This window comes from Candidatus Pantoea formicae, assembly GCF_011752625.1.
GTDB lineage: Bacteria > Pseudomonadota > Gammaproteobacteria > Enterobacterales > Enterobacteriaceae > Pantoea > Pantoea formicae.
Genome location: NZ_VWXD01000002.1, coordinates 500,058 through 517,567 on the forward strand (window position 1 = coordinate 500,058; position 17,510 = coordinate 517,567).

Genomic DNA, 17,510 nt, shown 5'->3' on the forward strand with positions numbered 1-17,510 from the left:
AAGCCGCTTACGCGTTCCCTTTCACCTTGAGTTTGAGTTGTGCTGCAAAGTCTAGCATGCGGTTAAGCGGTATCAACGCAGCTTCTCGCAGCGCGTTATCAACGTGAATTTCATGTTCACTGCCACCGTTCTCCAGGCCTTCAGCGATGGCTTGCAGGCCATTCATCGCCATCCACGGGCAGTGCGCACAGGTGCGACAGGTGGCGCCCTCGCCCGCTGTTGGCGCTTCCAGCAGCTCCTTATCGGGCACTGCCTGCTGCATTTTGTAGAAGATGCCGCGGTCGGTCGCCACGATCATTTGTGGATGCGGTAAGCTTTTCGCTGCCTGAATCAGCTGGCTAGTGGAACCTACGGCATCGGCGAGGTCGACAATTGCCTGCGGTGACTCGGGATGGACCAAGACGGCGGCTTCAGGATACAGTGCTTTCATGCGCTGCAACGCCTGCGTTTTGAACTCGTCATGTACGATGCAGGCGCCCTGCCAGCACAGTACATCAGCCTTGGTCTGCTGGGTGACGTAACGACCCAAATGACGATCCGGTGCCCAGATAATTTTCTCGCCGAGGCTGTCGAGATGCTCGATCAGCTCCACCGCTATACTCGATGTCACCACCCAATCCGCGCGTGCTTTCACCGCTGCTGAGGTGTTGGCGTACACCACCACCGTGCGATCCGGATGCGCGTCGCAGAAACGGTTAAACTCTTCAATGGGGCACCCCAGGTCCAGTGAACATTCAGCCTGCAAGGTCGGCATCAACACGTTTTTTTCCGGACTGAGGATTTTGGCGGTTTCGCCCATAAAACGCACGCCCGCCACCAGCAGCGTTTTCGCTGGATGGGTGCTGCCGAAGCGGGCCATTTCCAGCGAGTCTGAAACGCAGCCACCGGTCTCTTCTGCCAACGCCTGAATTTCGGGATCGGTGTAATAATGCGCGACCAACACCGCGTCACGTTCTTTCAGCAAACGTTTGATTTCAGAGATGTAATGGGATTTTTCATCTTGGCTGAGACGCGCCGGTTTCGGCGGGAAAGGGTAAATCGCGCTTTCAGGATCAAACATCAGGCTCATGACACGGCTCTCGTTTTCTTAATTTAACAAAATCGCCTTTTGGAGCGATGATGCGGCATAAAAACCGCTATCGTGTTTTATATGCTAAACAAGATAGCGGAAATGCGCGAGAGTGTCGTCTCTTTTTTATGCGATCTAAAAGCCATTCAACGCTTTTTGCGGGTTTTCCAGTTCGAGCAGGAAAGCTTTCACATCCAGACCGCCAGCAAAACCGGTGAGTTTGCCGTTGCTGCCGATGACTCGATGGCACGGCGCCATAATTGACAAAGGATTTTTACCGTTCGCCGCCCCTACCGCGCGCACTGCCTTGGGGTTACCGATCTGCTGCGCAATCTGCAGATAGCTCCGGGTTTCGCCAAATGGGATGGTCAGCAAGGCAGCCCATACCTGTTTTTGGAATTCAGTGCCTACCGTGTCGTACGGCATATCAAACTGCTGGCGTTCACCTGCGAAATATTCCCGCAACTGACGCTCAGCCTCGCACAAAATCGGGTGTTGGTCGTTGCGGCTGATCGGCTTCAAGGGGACGCGCTGGGATCCTTCGTTCTCCCATAGAATCGCCGACAACCCTTTGTCAGTCGCAATCAGTGTCAGTTCGCCCACCGGTGTGGGGATGATTTTGGCATGATACATAGTGCACCTCCGGCGTAAATCAGAGTGCCATTATCGCACTTTTATCGCGATAGACTGGCTGTTTTCGGTCATGAGCATAAACTGGTTAGCTGTCCGAAAGCAGCGAGTTTTACTGCGCTTCTTGCGCGACGATGCGTTTTATTTGCTGGAGACGATGATGTTTGATCCTGACATTGCTTACCAGGCGCTGACCTCGCGCGATAGTCGCTTTGATGGCGTCTTCTTCGTCGGCGTGACCTCAACCGGCATCTACTGTCGACCGATTTGCCCGGTAAAAGCCCCGATGCAGAAAAACTGCCTGTTTTTCACCAGTGCTGAAGCTGCTGAGAAAGCGCACTTCCGTCCTTGCCTGCGTTGCCGCCCCGAGTTAGCGCCAGGGTCCGCGCCGGTGGACAGCCATCACCGCATCGCCGACCGCCTGATTCGACGCATTGAGGAGGGCTTGCTCGAAGAGCAGGAAACCTTGGCCGATATCGCCAGTGAGTTTGCCTTGAGTGAGCGCCAACTGCGCCGTGTCGTACAGCAGGAGCTGGGCGTCTCGCCAATCGAGTTACGGCAAACGCGACGTATGCTACTGGCGAAGCAGTTACTGACCGAGACCTCGCTGCCCGTCACCGAAATCGCCTATGCCAGTGGGTTTCGCAGTTTGCGCCGTTTTAATGATGTGTTTCAGGCACGCTATCGTATGACGCCCTCGCGCCTGCGTAAGCAAAGTCAGCCCGAGAGTATGGCAACGGTGCAAGAGAGCGCTGAGTTGCGTCTCAGCTATCGTCCGCCCTATGACTGGGAGGCGATACTCGATTTCCTACAACAGCGTGTGATGAAAGAGGTGGAGTGGGTCAACGAAGGGGCTTATCACCGCACCGTGTCGCTGGGCAGCAGCCGGGGGTGGGTGCGCGTCAGCCATCTGCCGGAGAAGCAGGCACTCAAAGTCCAGTTCACCACGACGTTAACGCCGGTTCTGCCTGCCCTGCTGCGTCGTCTGCGTGACCTGTTTGATCTCGATGCCCAGCCACAACGCATCAGCGAGCAGCTAAGCCAGGATCCGCTATTAGCTGAGAGTCTGGCACGTTATCCAGGATTGCGCGTTCCTGGGGCGTTTGACGGCTTTGAGTTGGGTGTACGAGCAATTCTTGGCCAGCAAGTGACGGTTAAGGCTGCGACCACCTTGAGCAGTCGTGTGGCGCAGCGTTTCGGCGAGCCTCTCGTTACTCCATGGCCGGAACTCTCTCGCCTGCCCCCGACTGCGGAATCGCTCACTACCGCAACCATTGATGATATCGCCAGCCTCGGCATCGTGAGCGCTCGCTCGCAGGCGATTCAGGCGCTCGCGCAGGCCTGCGCCTCCGGGGCGCTGCGCTTTAACGGCGCAGTGAATCCTGACGTGGTGCAGCAGCAACTGCTGGCATTAAAGGGTGTGGGCCCCTGGACAGCGAGTTATATTGCGATGCGCGCCCTACGCTGGCCGGATGCGTTCCCGAAAGAGGACATTGCGATTCGCAATAATCTGGGTGGGGTAAGTGCCAAAGTGGCGGAACAGATATCGCAGGTATGGCGACCGTGGCGCAGCTATGCGGTGCTGCATATCTGGAAGAGTTTGACGCCGGGTAAATCGGCTGCAAGCGATAACAAAGTATGACTGTGTATTCCAGTGGACCGTCAAAACGTGATGGTGCGTTCCAGCTGACAATTAAACCGTGATGGTGCGTTCCAGTCGGCAATAAGGGGCGGTTACGTAAAGACGCCGTAAATACATCCCTGTAGGCTCTGCCGGCGCATCCCTGCGCCGTACGCTTTACTCCACCGCCCCTCATCACCGCCTTTATGAAACATCTGCGCGTTTTTCAGGAAGCATTAACCAAAGCTACACAAGCCCGTCAAGGCGGGAGCGGAAGAGCGAAGCGTCCGAGCCATGGATGGCGAGGCCGATCCACAGGGATGTGAGATTCCTTCGCGATCCGGCCCGCCTTGACGGGCTGACGCACGGACTCACAGCAACCACTACCAAACTTTGGATTATGAGAGTAATACATCTAAGCCAGAACTAGACGTGCAATTTTATGCAGCAGCAACTATGCCTCTTAAGCCAGTCAAGGCGGAGGCGGAAGAGCGAAGCGTCCGAGCCATGGATGGCGAGGCCGATCCACAGGGATGTGAGATTCCTTCGCGATCCGTCCCGCCTTGACGGGCTGACGCACGGATTCACAGCAATCCCAGCTAACTTTTTTAGAAACGCAGATTTAATAAACGCAGAAAAGCAAAAAGGCGCCTTTAGGGCGCCTTTCTACATAGTGGTGGGTCGTGCAGGATTCGAACCTGCGACCAATTGATTAAAAGTCAACTGCTCTACCAACTGAGCTAACGACCCGCTCGAGGAGCGGCTTACAACTTTAAACTTGATGGTGGGTCGTGCAGGATTCGAACCTGCGACCAATTGATTAAAAGTCAACTGCTCTACCAACTGAGCTAACGACCCATCAAGGTTGTGAAGCTTCTGAAGAAAACATCTAACATACAGCAGGTTAAGATGGTGGGTCGTGCAGGATTCGAACCTGCGACCAATTGATTAAAAGTCAACTGCTCTACCAACTGAGCTAACGACCCATCTTCAGGCTGCCGGACGCTTTGTTAAACTGCCCGGGCAACGGCGGCATATATTACTGATTTAGCGGGAGGGCGCAACCCTTATTTTTCACCAAATCACTCAATTGCTTACCTTTCATGCTGCAAGACCAGAAATCATACGAAATCCGGTCTTTGCTGCACAAATTACATCCCAGCCAGACGCTTTTGCGCCAGCTTGGCAGATTCGCTGCTTGGGAATTGTTTGATCACTTGTTGATAGACCGCTTTAGCTTTCGCCGTGTCGTTCTTCTCTTGCATGATCACGCCAACCTTAAACAACGCTTCTGGGGCCTTCGGTGATTTCGCATAATTTTTTACCACAGTGGCAAAATAGTAAGCGGCATCGTCCTTCTTGCCCTTGTTGTAATACAACTGACCGAGCCAGTAATTGGCATTGGGCTGATAGGTGGAGTCAGGATACTTCTTCACCCACGCCTGCAAGGCAGTAATAGCCTGATCGAACTGCTTCTTCTCGAGAATCAGTGCGACTGCTGCGTTGTAATCGGTATTGGCATCGCCGGTTTGCGCAGGGGCAGCAGAACTTCCACTTGCATTACTGCCGCCTGCATCACCGTTTCCCGCTGCACCTGCTCCCGCTGCTGCGGCATCACCGCCAGCGCTCGCCTGTGCACCATTGCTCCCGCTGCTCAGACTATCGATCTGCTGATAGAGCTGCTTCTGGCGCTCAATCACCTGATTCAGTTGATAGCTGTTTTGCTGGATTTGGCCGCGCAGCGAATCGATATCGCTTTGGTTGTCGCTCATCTGCTGCTGCAATTGCTGCAGAAGCTGAACCTGGGCATTGGAGATGCGTTCAAGATTGGTGACACGGTCTTCGACCGAGCCTGAGCCAACGCTACTGATTGACGCTTGGGCATTAGCGGCCCAAGGAGCCGCTACGCCAACCAGTAACGACAGACTCAACAGATGAAGTCTGAAGTTACTCATCATGTGATGCTCTTAGTAAACCAGTACGGCACGACGGTTTTTAGCGTAAGCCGCTTCGTCATGACCCAGTACAGCTGGTTTTTCTTTACCGTAAGAAACGATAGACATCTGGTCAGCAGACACGCCTTTACCCTGCAGGTACATTTTAACGGCGTTTGCACGACGTTCGCCCAGGGCGATGTTGTACTCTGGAGTACCGCGCTCATCCGCATGACCTTCGATGGTCACTTTGTAAGACGGGTTGCCACGCAGGAAGTTAGCGTGCTGATCCAGCATCTGAGCATAGTCAGAAGACACGTCGTACTTATCCAGACCGAAGTAAACGATGTTGTTCTGCTGCAGCTGCTGCATTTGCAGACGCGCTTGCTCGTCAGAAGACATGTTACCGTTCTGGCCAGCACCGTAAGCGCCGTTGTCTGCGCCCATACCAGTCTGGTCATTGTTGTTGTTTTTGTGCGAGCTACATGCAGCTACCGCGATTACCGGCAGAGCCAGCATCAAACCCTTCAGCACTTTGTTCAGTTGCATTTCTTTATCCTATTATTTTGTTTGCTATACATTGTCATCCCCCGCTATGCAGGGGACTCATGCATTACAGATACGGCGACCAGGCAGGGAATTTGACCTGTCCATCGGTTGCCGGAAGACGCGCTTTGAAACGCCCATCTGTTGAAACCAACTGCAACACGGAACCCATCCCCTGAGTAGAGCTATAGATTACCATCGTGCCGTTAGGCGCCAGACTTGGCGTCTCATCCAGGAACGTGTCCGTTATTGTTTGAACGGCTCCCGTTACCAGATCCTGTTTGGCGACATGCTGAGCACCACCGGCGCTGCTGATCATCACCATGGTTTTGCCGTCGGAAGACACATCCGCATCCTGGTTCTGCGCACCTTCCCAGGTAATACGTTGTGGCGCACCGCCGTTAATACCAATCTTATAAATCTGAGGCGCACCTGCCTGATCCGAAGTGTAAGCCAGTGTCTGGCTGTCCGGGAACCAAGTTGGTTCGGTGCTGTTGTAGCGACCATCGGTCACCTGACGCGTCTGGCCAGAAGCCAAATCCATCACATACAGGTTCAGGCTGCCGGTTTTAGACAACGCGAACGCCAGTTTAGAGCCGTCCGGCGAGAAGGCCGGTGCACCGTTGTGACGTGGATAAGAAGCGACCTGACGAATCGCACCGTTTGCCAGCGTTTGCACTACCAGCGCCGATTTGCCGCTCTCAAAGGTCACGTAAGCCACTTTGCTGCCGTCTGGAGACCAGGCCGGAGACATCAGCGGTTCAGGTGAACGATGCACGGTAAACTGGTTGTAGCCATCGTAGTCGGACACACGCAGCTCATACGGGAACTGACCGCCGTTGGTCTGCACCACGTAAGCAATACGCGTACGGAATGCGCCTTTGATACCCGTCAGCTTCTCAAACACTTCATCACTGGCAGTGTGGCCTGCATAACGCAACCACTGCTTGGTGACTTTGTAGGAGTTCTGCGCCAGCACGGTACCCGGTGCACCACCGGTATCCACCAGCTGGTAGGCGATCTGATAGCTGCCATCTGGATTAGGCGTTACCTGACCCACAACAACCGCATCAATACCCAATGCGCTCCAGGCAGCAGGTTGTACTTCCTGCGCGCTGGCAGGTTGCTGAGGCAGACGTGAACGATCCAACGGGTTGAATTTACCGCTGTTGCGCAAGTCAGCCGCCACGATGCCGCCAATATCTTCAGGTGCCGCACCTGGGCCAGCCCATTTGAACGGCACCACACCAATTGGGCGTGCGGTATTCACGCCCTGCGTAATTTCAATGCGTACTTCTGCGTGCAGCATCGCCGCCCACAGCAGTACAAAAAAACCTAAGGTTACACGAAGTGCCTGCTTCATCTTTTCTCCCTTATCTGAACCTGAGTCCACGATAATTCGCACAGTTCCTGAAAAAACACGAGTACTCATAAATTACGGCAAGCTAACCTTAGTTCAACCTGCCGTGGGTTACTGCATTATTCCGGTTTGAAACGCATTGGGGCGTTTTTAAACACTTCATACACCGCTTGCGATGGCGGCTTAGGAATATGAGCCTGTTTCGCAGCCGTGATAGCAGCCTGGCACAGAGCCGGATCACCACCTTCTGCTTTCACATCAATCAGCAAACCATCCGGCGCCAATTTGATACGCAGGTTACACTCTTTTCCCTTGTACGTATCCGCATCATAGAAGCGACTTTGAATCGCGCCAACGACCTGGCCCATATAAGAGTTAATCTCTGCGCCGGACGCACCCGCTTTCTTCTGATTCCCCTGCCCTGCCGCACCGCCAGAAGCCGTGCCACTTTTCGGTGCATTCTTACCAGACGAGAGTCCACCTAACAGGTCATCAACGTCACTTTCATTCTTCGCTGCCTCAGCTGCCGCTTTCTTTTTGGCATCTGCTGCTGCTTTCGCTTTCGCGGCCGCATCGGCTTTCGCCTTGGCTGCGGCATCGGCTTTGGCCTTGGCTTCCGTGGCAGCTTTCTCTTTCGCTGCCTCAGCGGCTTTTTCTTTCGCTTCTGCCGCTGCCTGCTCTTTCGCTTCTTTCGCTTCCTGAGCCGCTTTCGCTTTAGCGTCCGCAGCAGCCTGTGCTTTGGCCTCTGCGGCAGCTTGCGCTTTCGCTTCGGCAGCGGCTTTGGCTTGCTCTACCGCTTTCTCTTTCGCCGCTTCAGCCGCAGCCGCTTTGGCCTGCTCATCCGCTTTCTTCTTCGCGTCTGCGGCGGCCTGCTTCGCCTCTTCTACCGCTTTGGCTTTGGCATCTGCAGCCGCTTTCGCTTGGGCATCGGCTTCTGCTTTCGCATCGGCTTTGGCTTTGGCTGCAGCAGCCTCCGCCGCTTTCTGTTGGTCCTGAGCCTGCTTGGCAGCCGCTTCAGCGGCTTTCTGCTGCTCAGCCTGCTGTTTCGCCTGCTCTTTCGCTTCTTGCTGGGCCTGCAGTCGCTCTTTTTCCATCTCTTTCAGACGCTGCTGCTCGGCGGCTTGCTTCTCTTGCAACTCTTCAGCTTGTTGCTGAGCCTGCTTCTGACGTTGTTGTGCAGCTCGTTGGCTGTCACGCTGCTGATTCTGCTGACGGTTATATTGCTCAACCACGGCGCCAGAATCGACCATGACTGCGTCAATATCGCTGCCACCGCCACCGCCGCTGGATTCGATCTTTTCGTTAAACGAGCTCCAAATCAGCAGGGCAATCAGCACGATGTGCAGAATCACCGAAATGATTATCGCGCGTTTTAACTTGTCGTTCTGCTCGGTTACCTTCGACACTCTCGGATCCCAAAAACGGTTCGCTTTAAATCGGCTGTGTCATCAAACCGACAGATTTCACGCCAGCCTGATGTAACAGGTTCAGCGCCTTGATGATTTCGTCGTAAGGCACGTCTTTCGCACCACCAATCAGGAACACGGTCTTCGGATTGGCTTCGATGCGACGCTGTGCTTCGCTCACCACCTGTTCCGGCGGCAACTGCGTCATACGATCGTGATCCACCACCAGGCTGTACTGACCGACACCCGCCACTTCAACAATGACAGGGGGGTTATCATCCGTTGAGACCGTTTTCGAATCGGTCGCGTCAGGCAGATCCACTTCCACGCTTTGCGTGATGATCGGTGCCGTTGCCATAAAGATGAGCAGCAACACCAACAGCACGTCCAGCAGTGGAACAATGTTGATTTCCGACTTAAGGTCGCGGCGCCCGCGACCACGGGTTCTGGCCATCGTTAACCTCGACTTACTTCGTGTTGTCGGTGGAGAAGGCCTGACGATGCAGGATAGCCGTGAACTCTTCCATAAAGTTGTCGTAGCCCTGCTCCAGCTTATTCACTCGCTGGTTCAGACGGTTGTACGCCATAACGGCAGGAATGGCCGCAAACAGACCAATAGCCGTGGCGATTAGCGCTTCGGCAATACCCGGCGCAACCATCTGCAGCGTGGCCTGCTTCACCGCACCCAGTGCGATAAAGGCATGCATGATCCCCCACACCGTACCGAACAGACCAATGTACGGGCTGATGGAACCGACGGTGCCAAGGAAAGGAATGTGATTTTCCAGCGCTTCCAGTTCACGGTTCATGGAAATACGCATCGCGCGGCTCGCGCCCTCCACCACCGCTTCGGGTGCGTGGTTATTGGCACGGTGTAAACGCGCAAACTCTTTGAAGCCCGAATAGAAAATTTGCTCAGAGCCGCCCAGTTCATCACGGCGTCCCTGGCTTTCCTGATATAGGCGCGATAATTCGATACCTGACCAGAACTTATTTTCAAAGGCTTCGGCTTCACGGCCCGCCGCATTCAGGATGCGCGTGCGCTGAATAATGATCGCCCAAGAGGCAATAGAAAAGCCGATCAAAATCAACATGATAAGTTTGACCAGAAGGCTCGCCTTCAGGAACAAATCAAGAACATTCATGTCAGTCACTGCTTGAACTCCGCGACAATAGACTTGGGAAGCGCAATCGGCTTCATTAGATGTGGGTTGATGCAGGCAATCAGGACTTCTGCTTCATTCAGCACTTTGCCTTCTGCATTCACGATACGCTGCGAGAACGTCATGGTTGCGCGCGTCATGGCAGTCACTTCACTCTGGATATCCAGAAGATCGTCAAGACGTGCTGCGGCAACAAAGTCTATCGTCATGCGTCGTACCACAAACGCCACCTGTTCTTCCAACAGGGCTTGTTGATTGAAATGATGCTGGCGCAACATCTCGGTACGTGCTCGTTCATAGAAAGCAAGATAACTGGCGTAGTAAACCACACCACCGGCGTCAGTGTCTTCGTAATAGACCCGAACCGGCCAGCGAAACAGCGTTGTACTCACTCTACATCCCGGTCTCATTTTAAACGTTGCTACTATACGCAAGTGAGATCAGCTTGGGAATGGTCCGCCAGAGCCTGGAGAAAATAATTATCACACGTTAACAACTGGAAGGATTTTTGGGATATTTCTTGACCAGGCGCTGACAAAAACTCACGCCAGCTCCTGAATTTAGACATAAAAATGCGCGGATTTTGGTCCTGAGGCAGGATTTAATGATAGAACCAGTAGATTCCCAGAATCAAAACGATCATCGCAGGCATTGGCGCGAAAACGCCCCGCCAGCGTGTTTGCTGCGGACGAAATCCCGTGCCATGCACTACGCCAGCACACACCGCTCAAATCAAGAGTAATCCGTGCCAGATGGCTAACTCGCTGGTGCGGGCAGCAAAACGGGACGGTTGCCAGATAACACAACCGGCCAGCCACAGTGCCAGAATCAGCGAAAGGGCCCGCAATGGGCCCTTATCCATCAGACGGTAAAGCGTCTGAATAAGTCTGCGCATCAGTGCTGTTTGTCCTTCGCGCCACTCTCTTCTGCTTGCTCAATCGCCAGCGCCGTAATCACGCCAAACGCACAGGCCAGCAAGGTGCCGAGAATCCAGGCAAAATACCACATGCTCAATCTCCTTAATCAGTACAGGGAGTGCGTATTGCTCTCAATGTGTTCTTTGGTGATACGGCCAAACATCTTGTAGTAACACCAGGTGGTGTACACGAGGATGAGCGGAACAAAGATGGCGGCAGCGAAAGTCATGACTTTTAACGTCAACAGGCTAGAGGTGGCATCCCACATGGTCAGGCTAGTTCCTGGCACGGTACTGGATGGCATGATGAACGGGAACATCGCAATACCCGCTGTCATAATCACGCAGGCCAGTGTCAGAGAGGAGAAGATAAACGCCCACGCCCCTTTTTCCATGCGAGAGCACAGCACCGTCAACAATGGCAACAGCACGCCCAGTACCGGGAACAACCACAGGACAGGTGTCTTCTTAAAGTTTACGAGCCATGCACCGGCTTCACGTACCACTTCTTTACCCAGCGGATTAGATGCTGCATGGTGATCGATGACGCTCTTTATCACATAGCCATCAATACCGTATTTCACCCACACACCTGCCAGCACGAAGCACACCATCATCACTAACGCACCCATTTGCGCCGCACCACGAGCACGCAGGTGGAGTTCGCCATTGGTACGCATCTGCAAGTAGGTTGCACCTTGTGTCAGAATCATCGCCACGCTGATCACCCCCGCCAGCAAGCCAAACGGGTTCAGCAACTGGAAGAAGTTACCGGTGTAGAACAGACGCAGATATTCATCCGCATGGAATGGCACGCCCTGCAACAGATTGCCAAACGCAACACCAATCACCAGAGGAGGCACAAAACTGCCGATGAAGATGCCCCAGTCCCAGGTGTTACGCCAGCGCGTGTCTTCAATCTTCGAACGGTAGTCAAAGCCTACCGGGCGGAAGAACAGTGAAGCCAGCACCAGAATCATCGCCACATAAAAACCGGAGAACGCTGCGGCATACACCATTGGCCAGGCAGCAAACAACGCACCACCGGCCGTAATCAGCCAAACCTGATTGCCATCCCAGTGCGGTGCGATGCTGTTAATCATAATACGACGTTCGGTATCAGTGCGGCCGAGAATGCGTGTCAGCATCCCCACACCCATATCAAAACCATCCGTCACAGCGAAACCAATCAGCAAGATGCCAATCAGCAACCACCAGACAAAGCGCAAAACTTCATAATCAAACATGGTTGCTCTCCTTATCCACGTGCTGGCTGAGCGGCCGCTTTCACGGTTTCATGATGGTAGCGGCCCGTTTTCAGGCTGCTTGGCCCCAGTCGGGCAAATTTGAACATCAGATACATCTCTGCCACCAGGAACAGCGTGTAAAGACCGCAAATCAGAATCATCGAGAACAGCAGATCGCCCACGGTGAGTGAAGAGTTCGCCACTGCAGTCGGTAGAACTTCACCAATTGCCCAAGGTTGACGGCCATACTCAGCGACAAACCAGCCTGACTCGATGGCGATCCACGGCAGCGGAATGCCATAGAGTGCCGCTTTCAATAGCCAGCGGCTCTTGCCAATGCGGTTACGAATCACGCTCCAGAAGGACAGCGCGATAATGCCCATCAGCAGCACGCCACACAGAACCATAATGCGGAAAGCAAAGTAGAGAGGCGCGACGCGTGGAATCGAATCCTGCGTGGCTTTCTGGATCTGTGCTTCAGTGGCATTGGCAACATCCGGGGTATAGCGTTTCAGCAGAAGGCCATAACCGAGATCCTGTTTACTGGCTTCGAACTGGCTGCGAACTGTGGGGTCTTTACTGCCCGCGCGCAGTTCATTCAGCAACGCGTAGGCTTTCATGCCGTTACGGATGCGCACTTCATGTTGCGACAGCAGATCTTTCAGACCGGTGACCGGCGTATCCACCGATCGCGTCGCAATCAGCCCGAGCAAATACGGGATTTGAATGGCGTACTTGTTCTCCTTCGAATCCTGATCGGGAATACCAAACAGCGTGAAGGCAGCAGGTGCAGGCTGCGTTTCCCACTCAGCTTCTATTGCTGCGAGTTTGGTTTTCTGTACGTCACCCATTTCATAACCAGATTCATCACCCAGCACGATCACCGACAAGATCGCGGCCATGCCGAAGCTGGCTGCAATACCGAATGAGCGCTTAGCGAATGCCACATCACGGCCTTTCAGCAGATACCAGGCACTGATACCCAGCACGAACATCGCGCCGGCGGTGTACCCTGCCGCGACGGTGTGAACAAATTTCACCTGTGCAACCGGGTTGAGCACCAGTTCAGAGAAGCTCACCATCTCCATGCGCATGGTTTCGAAATTGAATTCAGAGGCGATCGGGTTTTGCATCCAACCGTTTGCCACCAGAATCCACAGTGCGGACATGTTAGAACCGAGCGCCACCAGCCAGGTCACCGCAAGGTGCTGGACTTTGCCGAGGCGATCCCAACCGAAGAAGAACAGACCGACAAAGGTGGATTCAAGGAAGAACGCCATTAAGCCTTCAATGGCGAGCGGCGCACCAAAGATATCGCCGACGTAGTGGGAGTAATATGACCAGTTGGTCCCGAACTGAAACTCCATAGTGAGACCGGTTGCGACACCAAGGGCAAAGTTAATACCAAACAACTTGCCCCAGAACTTGGTCATATCCTTATAAATTTGCTTACCCGTCAGGACATATACGGTTTCCATGATCGCCAACAAAAACGCCATACCCAGCGTTAAAGGGACGAACAGGAAATGGTACATCGCCGTCAGGGCAAACTGTAAACGCGACAGCTCGACAATATCTAACATGATGACTCCTTGCTCCTCGCATGAATTTATTCTGCGGCAGACAACGGTAAACAACGAACATTGACGTGCAGAATAAGATCCAGGAACGACTGATTATTGATTCCAGTTTTATTACTGACAGAACAGAGAAATCTGTAGCCCGAAATGAGTGAGTAACAGTGTTGAAAACTTCCCGAAAAACCGATCGCTTCAATCTGTTTCGAGCAAGAGTGTGATGCGTGGAGGCGGCAGAATTGCGCTAACAACGCCTGGCTCAAACTCCTGAAAAATGTCGGAAAAGACTGAATTGATGCAGCGCAATTTATACCGTTTGTCGTGCGTGATGCCAGCAGTAAAGTTTGTTATATCTCACGCTTTATTGATCTGGATTAACACAATAATTTTTCAGATATGTAGTGTTAGCGTTGTTGTTAATTAGTTGTCATATACGCGTGATGCAATTAAGAAAATAATTACTTCTCCCGTATTTTTTTAACGTTAATACCGGATGCTAAGAATTAATTTCTTATGTGAAATCACGCACATTTTCTTATCTTTACCTTACCAACCCAGTAAGCATAGCCGCAGATTTTATCCCCGTTAGGGTTTTTCCCTGCTTTTTGTGTGACTCTGCACAGGGCGTTGTTGCCAATGGCCTCCCCTGCCCTTTCAGACAAAAAAAAGCCACCCGAAGGTGGCTTCATGCTCATCACAAGTGACGGCTTATTTGATTGGCAGAACCGCTTTAACTGCGTCGCCGATGTCAGCCAGACTGCGTACGGTTTTCACACCAGCTGCTTCCAGCGCTGCGAATTTCTCGTCAGCGGTGCCTTTACCACCGGCAATGATGGCGCCTGCGTGGCCCATACGTTTGCCTTTAGGTGCAGTCACACCGGCGATGTAACCCACAACTGGCTTGGTCACGTGCTCTTTGATAAAGGCTGCGGCTTCTTCTTCAGCGCTACCACCGATCTCACCGATCATCACGATCACTTCGGTCTGTGGGTCATCCTGGAACATTTTCAGGATATCGATGAAGTTTGAACCTGGGATCGGGTCACCACCGATGCCGACGCAGGTTGACTGGCCGTAGCCGATGTCAGTGGTCTGCTTAACGGCTTCATAAGTCAGGGTGCCTGAACGGGATACGATACCGACACGGCCTGGCTGGTGAATGTGGCCCGGCATGATACCGATCTTACATTCGCCTGGAGTGATCACGCCTGGGCAGTTCGGGCCGATCATGCGCACACCAGCTTCATCCAGTTTCACTTTCACGGTCAGCATATCCAGCGTTGGGATACCTTCGGTGATGGTGATGATCAGTTTGATGCCTGCGTCGATGGCTTCCAGGATACCGTCTTTGCAGAACGGAGCTGGAACGTATATCACAGTGGCAGTTGCGCCTGTGGCTTCTACCGCTTCACGCACGGTGTTGAACACCGGCAGACCCAGATGCGTGGTGCCGCCTTTGCCTGGCGTGACACCGCCGACCAGCTGCGTACCATAGGCCAAAGCCTGCTCAGAGTGGAAAGTCCCCTGGCCACCGGTGAAACCCTGGCAAATGACTTTGGTGTTTTTGTCGATAAGAATGGACATTATTTACCCTCCGCGGCAGCAACAACACGCTGCGCAGCGTCTGTCAGGCTGGTTGCTGCAATGATGTTCAGACCGCTGTCGGCCAGTTTCTTCGCGCCCAGCTCGGCGTTGTTACCTTCCAGACGTACCACTACTGGCACGTTCACACCCACTTCTGCAACTGCACCGATGATGCCGTCTGCGATCAGGTCGCAACGCACGATGCCGCCGAAGATGTTCACGAATACCGCTTTAACGGCATCGTCAGACAGGATGATTTTGAAGGCTTCGGTTACGCGCTCTTTGGTCGCGCCGCCACCCACATCAAGGAAGTTAGCAGGCTGGCCACCGTGGTGTTTCACGATGTCCATGGTACCCATTGCCAGACCGGCACCGTTTACCATACAGCCGATGTTGCCATCCAGCGCAACGTAGTTCAGTTCCCACTGTGTCGCGTGTGCTTCACGTGGATCTTCCTGGCTTGGATCGCGCATTTCACGCAGCTCAGGCTGACGGAACAGTGCGTTACCGTCGGCACCCAGTTTGCCATCGAGGCAGATCAGATCGCCCTGCTTGGTGATCACCAGCGGGTTGATCTCAACCATCGCCAGGTCGCGCTCGAGGAACATGGTCGCCAGACCCATGAAGATTTTGGTGAACTGGCTGACTTGCTTACCGGACAGACCCAGTTTGAACGCCAGTTCACGGCCTTGATAAGGCTGAGGACCGGCCAGCGGATCCAGCGCCATTTTGTGGATCAGGTGCGGGGTTTCTTCCGCCACTTTCTCGATTTCCACGCCGCCTTCAGTTGAAGCCATGAAGATCACGCGACGGGTAGCACGGTCAACCACCGCACCCAGATAGAGTTCCTGGTCGATGTCAGTCGCTGCTTCAACCAGAATCTGGTTTACCGGCTGACCATCAGCATCAGTTTGGTAGGTCACCAGACGCTTGCCCAACCAATGCTCAGCAAATGCACGGATATCTTCCTTGCTGTTCACCACTTTCACGCCACCCGCTTTACCGCGGCCACCGGCATGTACCTGACATTTTACTACCCACGGACCTGCGCCAATTTTAGAGGCGGCTTCTTCTGCTTCACGTGGCGTAGCGCAGGCGTAACCAGTTGGAGCTGGCATGCCATAGCGAGCAAACAACTGCTTCGCCTGGTATTCATGTAAGTTCATGATGTTCTATCCATTCAGATATGAGTTTGGGCGCACCGTTGTGCGATGCGCCCGGCGAAAATTAGACGTCCAGCAACAGACGTGCCGGATCTTCCAGCATCTCTTTCACCGCGACCAGATAGCCAACGGATTCACGGCCATCGATCAGACGGTGGTCGTAAGAGAGAGCCAGATACATCATTGGCAGGATGACAACTTGACCATTGACCGCCATCGGGCGCTCTTTGATCGCGTGCATGCCCAGAATCGCGCTCTGCGGTGGGTTGATGATCGGGGTAGACATCAGGGAACCGAACACACCACCGTTGGTGATGGTGAAGTTACCGCCGGTCAGCTCGTCAACCGTCAGCTTACCGTCACGGCCTTTCACCGCCAGTTCTTTAATTTTCTTCTCGATGTCAGCCATGCTCAGCGCATCAACATCTTTCAGCACTGGAGTTACCAGGCCACGCGGCGTAGAAACCGCGATGCTGACGTCGAAGTAGTTGTGGTAAACCACATCTTCGCCATCGATAGAAGCGTTCACTTCTGGATAGCGTTTCAGGGCTTCAACCACCGCTTTGATGTAGAAGGACATGAAGCCCAGACGTACACCGTGACGTTTCTCAAACGCGTCACCGTACTGCTTACGCAGATCCATGATCGGCTTCATGTTGATTTCGTTGAAGGTGGTCAGCATCGCGGTGCTGTTTTTCGCTTCCAGCAGACGCTCAGCCACACGCTTACGCAGACGCGTCATCGGTACGCGTTTTTCGCTGCGGTTAGCCACAGCAGCCTGTGGTGCCGCGGCCGCTGCTGCAGGCGCCGCTTTCGCGCCGTCGGCTTTCTTCGCGACATGCTTCTCAACATCTTCACGCGTCAGACGACCGCCGACACCGGTGCCTTTAATCTGGCTCGCGTCGAGGTTGTTTTCAGCGATCAGACGACGAACCGCTGGGCTCAGCGCATCGTTGCTCTCTTCTTCCAGAGACGCGGTTTTACGCTGCTCTGGGGTCGCTTCTTTCGTTTCTACTTTCGCAGACGTCTCTTTGCCAGCGCTGTTGCCTTCCACCAGGCGGCCTAACAGCTGGCGCGAGAGCACCGTAGCGCCTTCGTCTTCCAGAATCGCTTCCAGTACACCGTCTGCTGAAGCAGGCACTTCAAGCACAACTTTGTCCGTTTCAATCTCAACCAGTACTTCATCGCGACTAACCGCATCGCCGGGTTTTTTGTGCCAGGTTGCAACCGTTGCGTCCGCTACGGATTCAGGCAAATCGGGAACCAGAATTTCTACGCTACTCATTTTCTTTCC

The 17,510-nt window shown here is 53.8% G+C and carries 16 protein-coding genes, 3 tRNA genes and 1 pseudogene; 1 reads left to right on the plus strand and 19 read right to left on the minus strand.

Features of this window, described 5'->3' with window-relative positions:
- Positions 1-7: 7 nt before the first annotated feature.
- Complete coding sequence (gene nadA, locus F3J38_RS06965; protein WP_167136333.1) at positions 8-1,069, minus strand: quinolinate synthase NadA; 1,062 nt, start codon at positions 1,067-1,069, stop codon at positions 8-10.
- A gap of 135 nt (positions 1,070-1,204) precedes the next feature.
- Positions 1,205-1,702, minus strand: coding sequence for a methylated-DNA--[protein]-cysteine S-methyltransferase (locus F3J38_RS06970; RefSeq protein WP_167136335.1), 498 nt, complete (start codon positions 1,700-1,702; stop codon positions 1,205-1,207).
- A gap of 157 nt (positions 1,703-1,859) precedes the next feature.
- On the opposite strand from F3J38_RS06970, the gene F3J38_RS06975 reads away from it, so the two are divergent.
- Positions 1,860-3,341: an AlkA N-terminal domain-containing protein gene (locus F3J38_RS06975; RefSeq protein WP_167137104.1), complete on the plus strand. Its 1,482-nt coding sequence runs from the start codon at positions 1,860-1,862 to the stop codon at positions 3,339-3,341.
- 653 nt (positions 3,342-3,994) lie between these two features.
- Here the strand turns inward: F3J38_RS06975 and F3J38_RS06980 are convergent.
- The 17 genes and pseudogenes from F3J38_RS06980 to odhB all read right to left on the minus strand — a co-directional run bounded on the left by F3J38_RS06980 (position 3,995) and on the right by odhB (position 17,501).
- Positions 3,995-4,070 (minus strand) — tRNA-Lys (locus F3J38_RS06980).
- A 32-nt stretch (positions 4,071-4,102) separates the two neighbouring features.
- Positions 4,103-4,178: transfer RNA gene (locus tag F3J38_RS06985), tRNA-Lys, on the minus strand.
- Between the two features lie 52 nt (positions 4,179-4,230).
- Positions 4,231-4,306 (minus strand) — tRNA-Lys (locus F3J38_RS06990).
- A 165-nt stretch (positions 4,307-4,471) separates the two neighbouring features.
- Complete coding sequence (gene cpoB, locus F3J38_RS06995) at positions 4,472-5,278, minus strand: cell division protein CpoB (RefSeq protein WP_167136337.1); 807 nt, start codon at positions 5,276-5,278, stop codon at positions 4,472-4,474.
- Between the two features lie 9 nt (positions 5,279-5,287).
- Positions 5,288-5,803, minus strand: a complete 516-nt coding sequence (gene pal, locus F3J38_RS07000; protein WP_160832593.1) for a peptidoglycan-associated lipoprotein Pal — start codon at positions 5,801-5,803, stop codon at positions 5,288-5,290.
- A 64-nt stretch (positions 5,804-5,867) separates the two neighbouring features.
- Positions 5,868-7,163 carry a Tol-Pal system beta propeller repeat protein TolB gene (tolB, locus tag F3J38_RS07005; RefSeq protein ID WP_167136339.1) on the minus strand — a complete coding sequence of 432 codons (1,296 nt, stop codon included), beginning with the start codon at positions 7,161-7,163 and terminating at the stop codon, positions 5,868-5,870.
- 116 nt (positions 7,164-7,279) lie between these two features.
- Positions 7,280-8,566, minus strand: coding sequence for a cell envelope integrity protein TolA (gene tolA, locus F3J38_RS07010; RefSeq protein WP_167136341.1), 1,287 nt, complete (start codon positions 8,564-8,566; stop codon positions 7,280-7,282).
- Positions 8,567-8,591: 25 nt separating this feature from the next.
- Positions 8,592-9,020, minus strand: a complete 429-nt coding sequence (gene tolR, locus F3J38_RS07015; RefSeq protein ID WP_034829164.1) for a colicin uptake protein TolR — start codon at positions 9,018-9,020, stop codon at positions 8,592-8,594.
- A 13-nt stretch (positions 9,021-9,033) separates the two neighbouring features.
- A complete protein-coding gene (gene tolQ, locus F3J38_RS07020) occupies positions 9,034-9,720 on the minus strand; it encodes a Tol-Pal system protein TolQ (RefSeq protein WP_167136343.1) in 687 nt (228 codons plus the stop codon).
- Entirely contained in the window at positions 9,717-10,121 is a 405-nt protein-coding gene (gene ybgC, locus F3J38_RS07025; RefSeq protein ID WP_167136346.1) for a tol-pal system-associated acyl-CoA thioesterase, read from the minus strand. Before ybgC ends, tolQ begins: the two co-directional genes overlap by 4 nt.
- A 209-nt stretch (positions 10,122-10,330) precedes the next feature.
- A pseudogene (ybgE, locus tag F3J38_RS07030) lies at positions 10,331-10,624 on the minus strand (cyd operon protein YbgE).
- Entirely contained in the window at positions 10,624-10,737 is a 114-nt protein-coding gene (gene cydX / locus F3J38_RS07035; RefSeq protein WP_058962355.1) for a cytochrome bd-I oxidase subunit CydX, read from the minus strand. Before cydX ends, ybgE begins: the two are co-directional and overlap by 1 nt.
- A gap of 15 nt (positions 10,738-10,752) precedes the next feature.
- Positions 10,753-11,892, minus strand: coding sequence for a cytochrome d ubiquinol oxidase subunit II (gene cydB / locus F3J38_RS07040; RefSeq protein ID WP_167136348.1), 1,140 nt, complete (start codon positions 11,890-11,892; stop codon positions 10,753-10,755).
- Between the two features lie 11 nt (positions 11,893-11,903).
- Positions 11,904-13,475, minus strand: coding sequence for a cytochrome ubiquinol oxidase subunit I (gene cydA / locus F3J38_RS07045; RefSeq protein WP_167136350.1), 1,572 nt, complete (start codon positions 13,473-13,475; stop codon positions 11,904-11,906).
- Positions 13,476-14,177: 702 nt separating this feature from the next.
- On the minus strand, positions 14,178-15,053 hold the full coding sequence (gene sucD, locus F3J38_RS07050; protein ID WP_034829155.1) for a succinate--CoA ligase subunit alpha: 876 nt from the start codon (positions 15,051-15,053) through the stop codon (positions 14,178-14,180).
- Positions 15,053-16,219, minus strand: coding sequence for an ADP-forming succinate--CoA ligase subunit beta (sucC, locus tag F3J38_RS07055; RefSeq protein WP_034829153.1), 1,167 nt, complete (start codon positions 16,217-16,219; stop codon positions 15,053-15,055). Before sucC ends, sucD begins: the two co-directional genes overlap by 1 nt.
- Positions 16,220-16,280: 61 nt before the next feature.
- Positions 16,281-17,501 (minus strand): 2-oxoglutarate dehydrogenase complex dihydrolipoyllysine-residue succinyltransferase, encoded by a 1,221-nt coding sequence (gene odhB / locus F3J38_RS07060; protein ID WP_167136352.1) that lies wholly within the window; start codon positions 17,499-17,501, stop codon positions 16,281-16,283.
- Between the last annotated feature and the right edge of the window lie 9 nt (positions 17,502-17,510).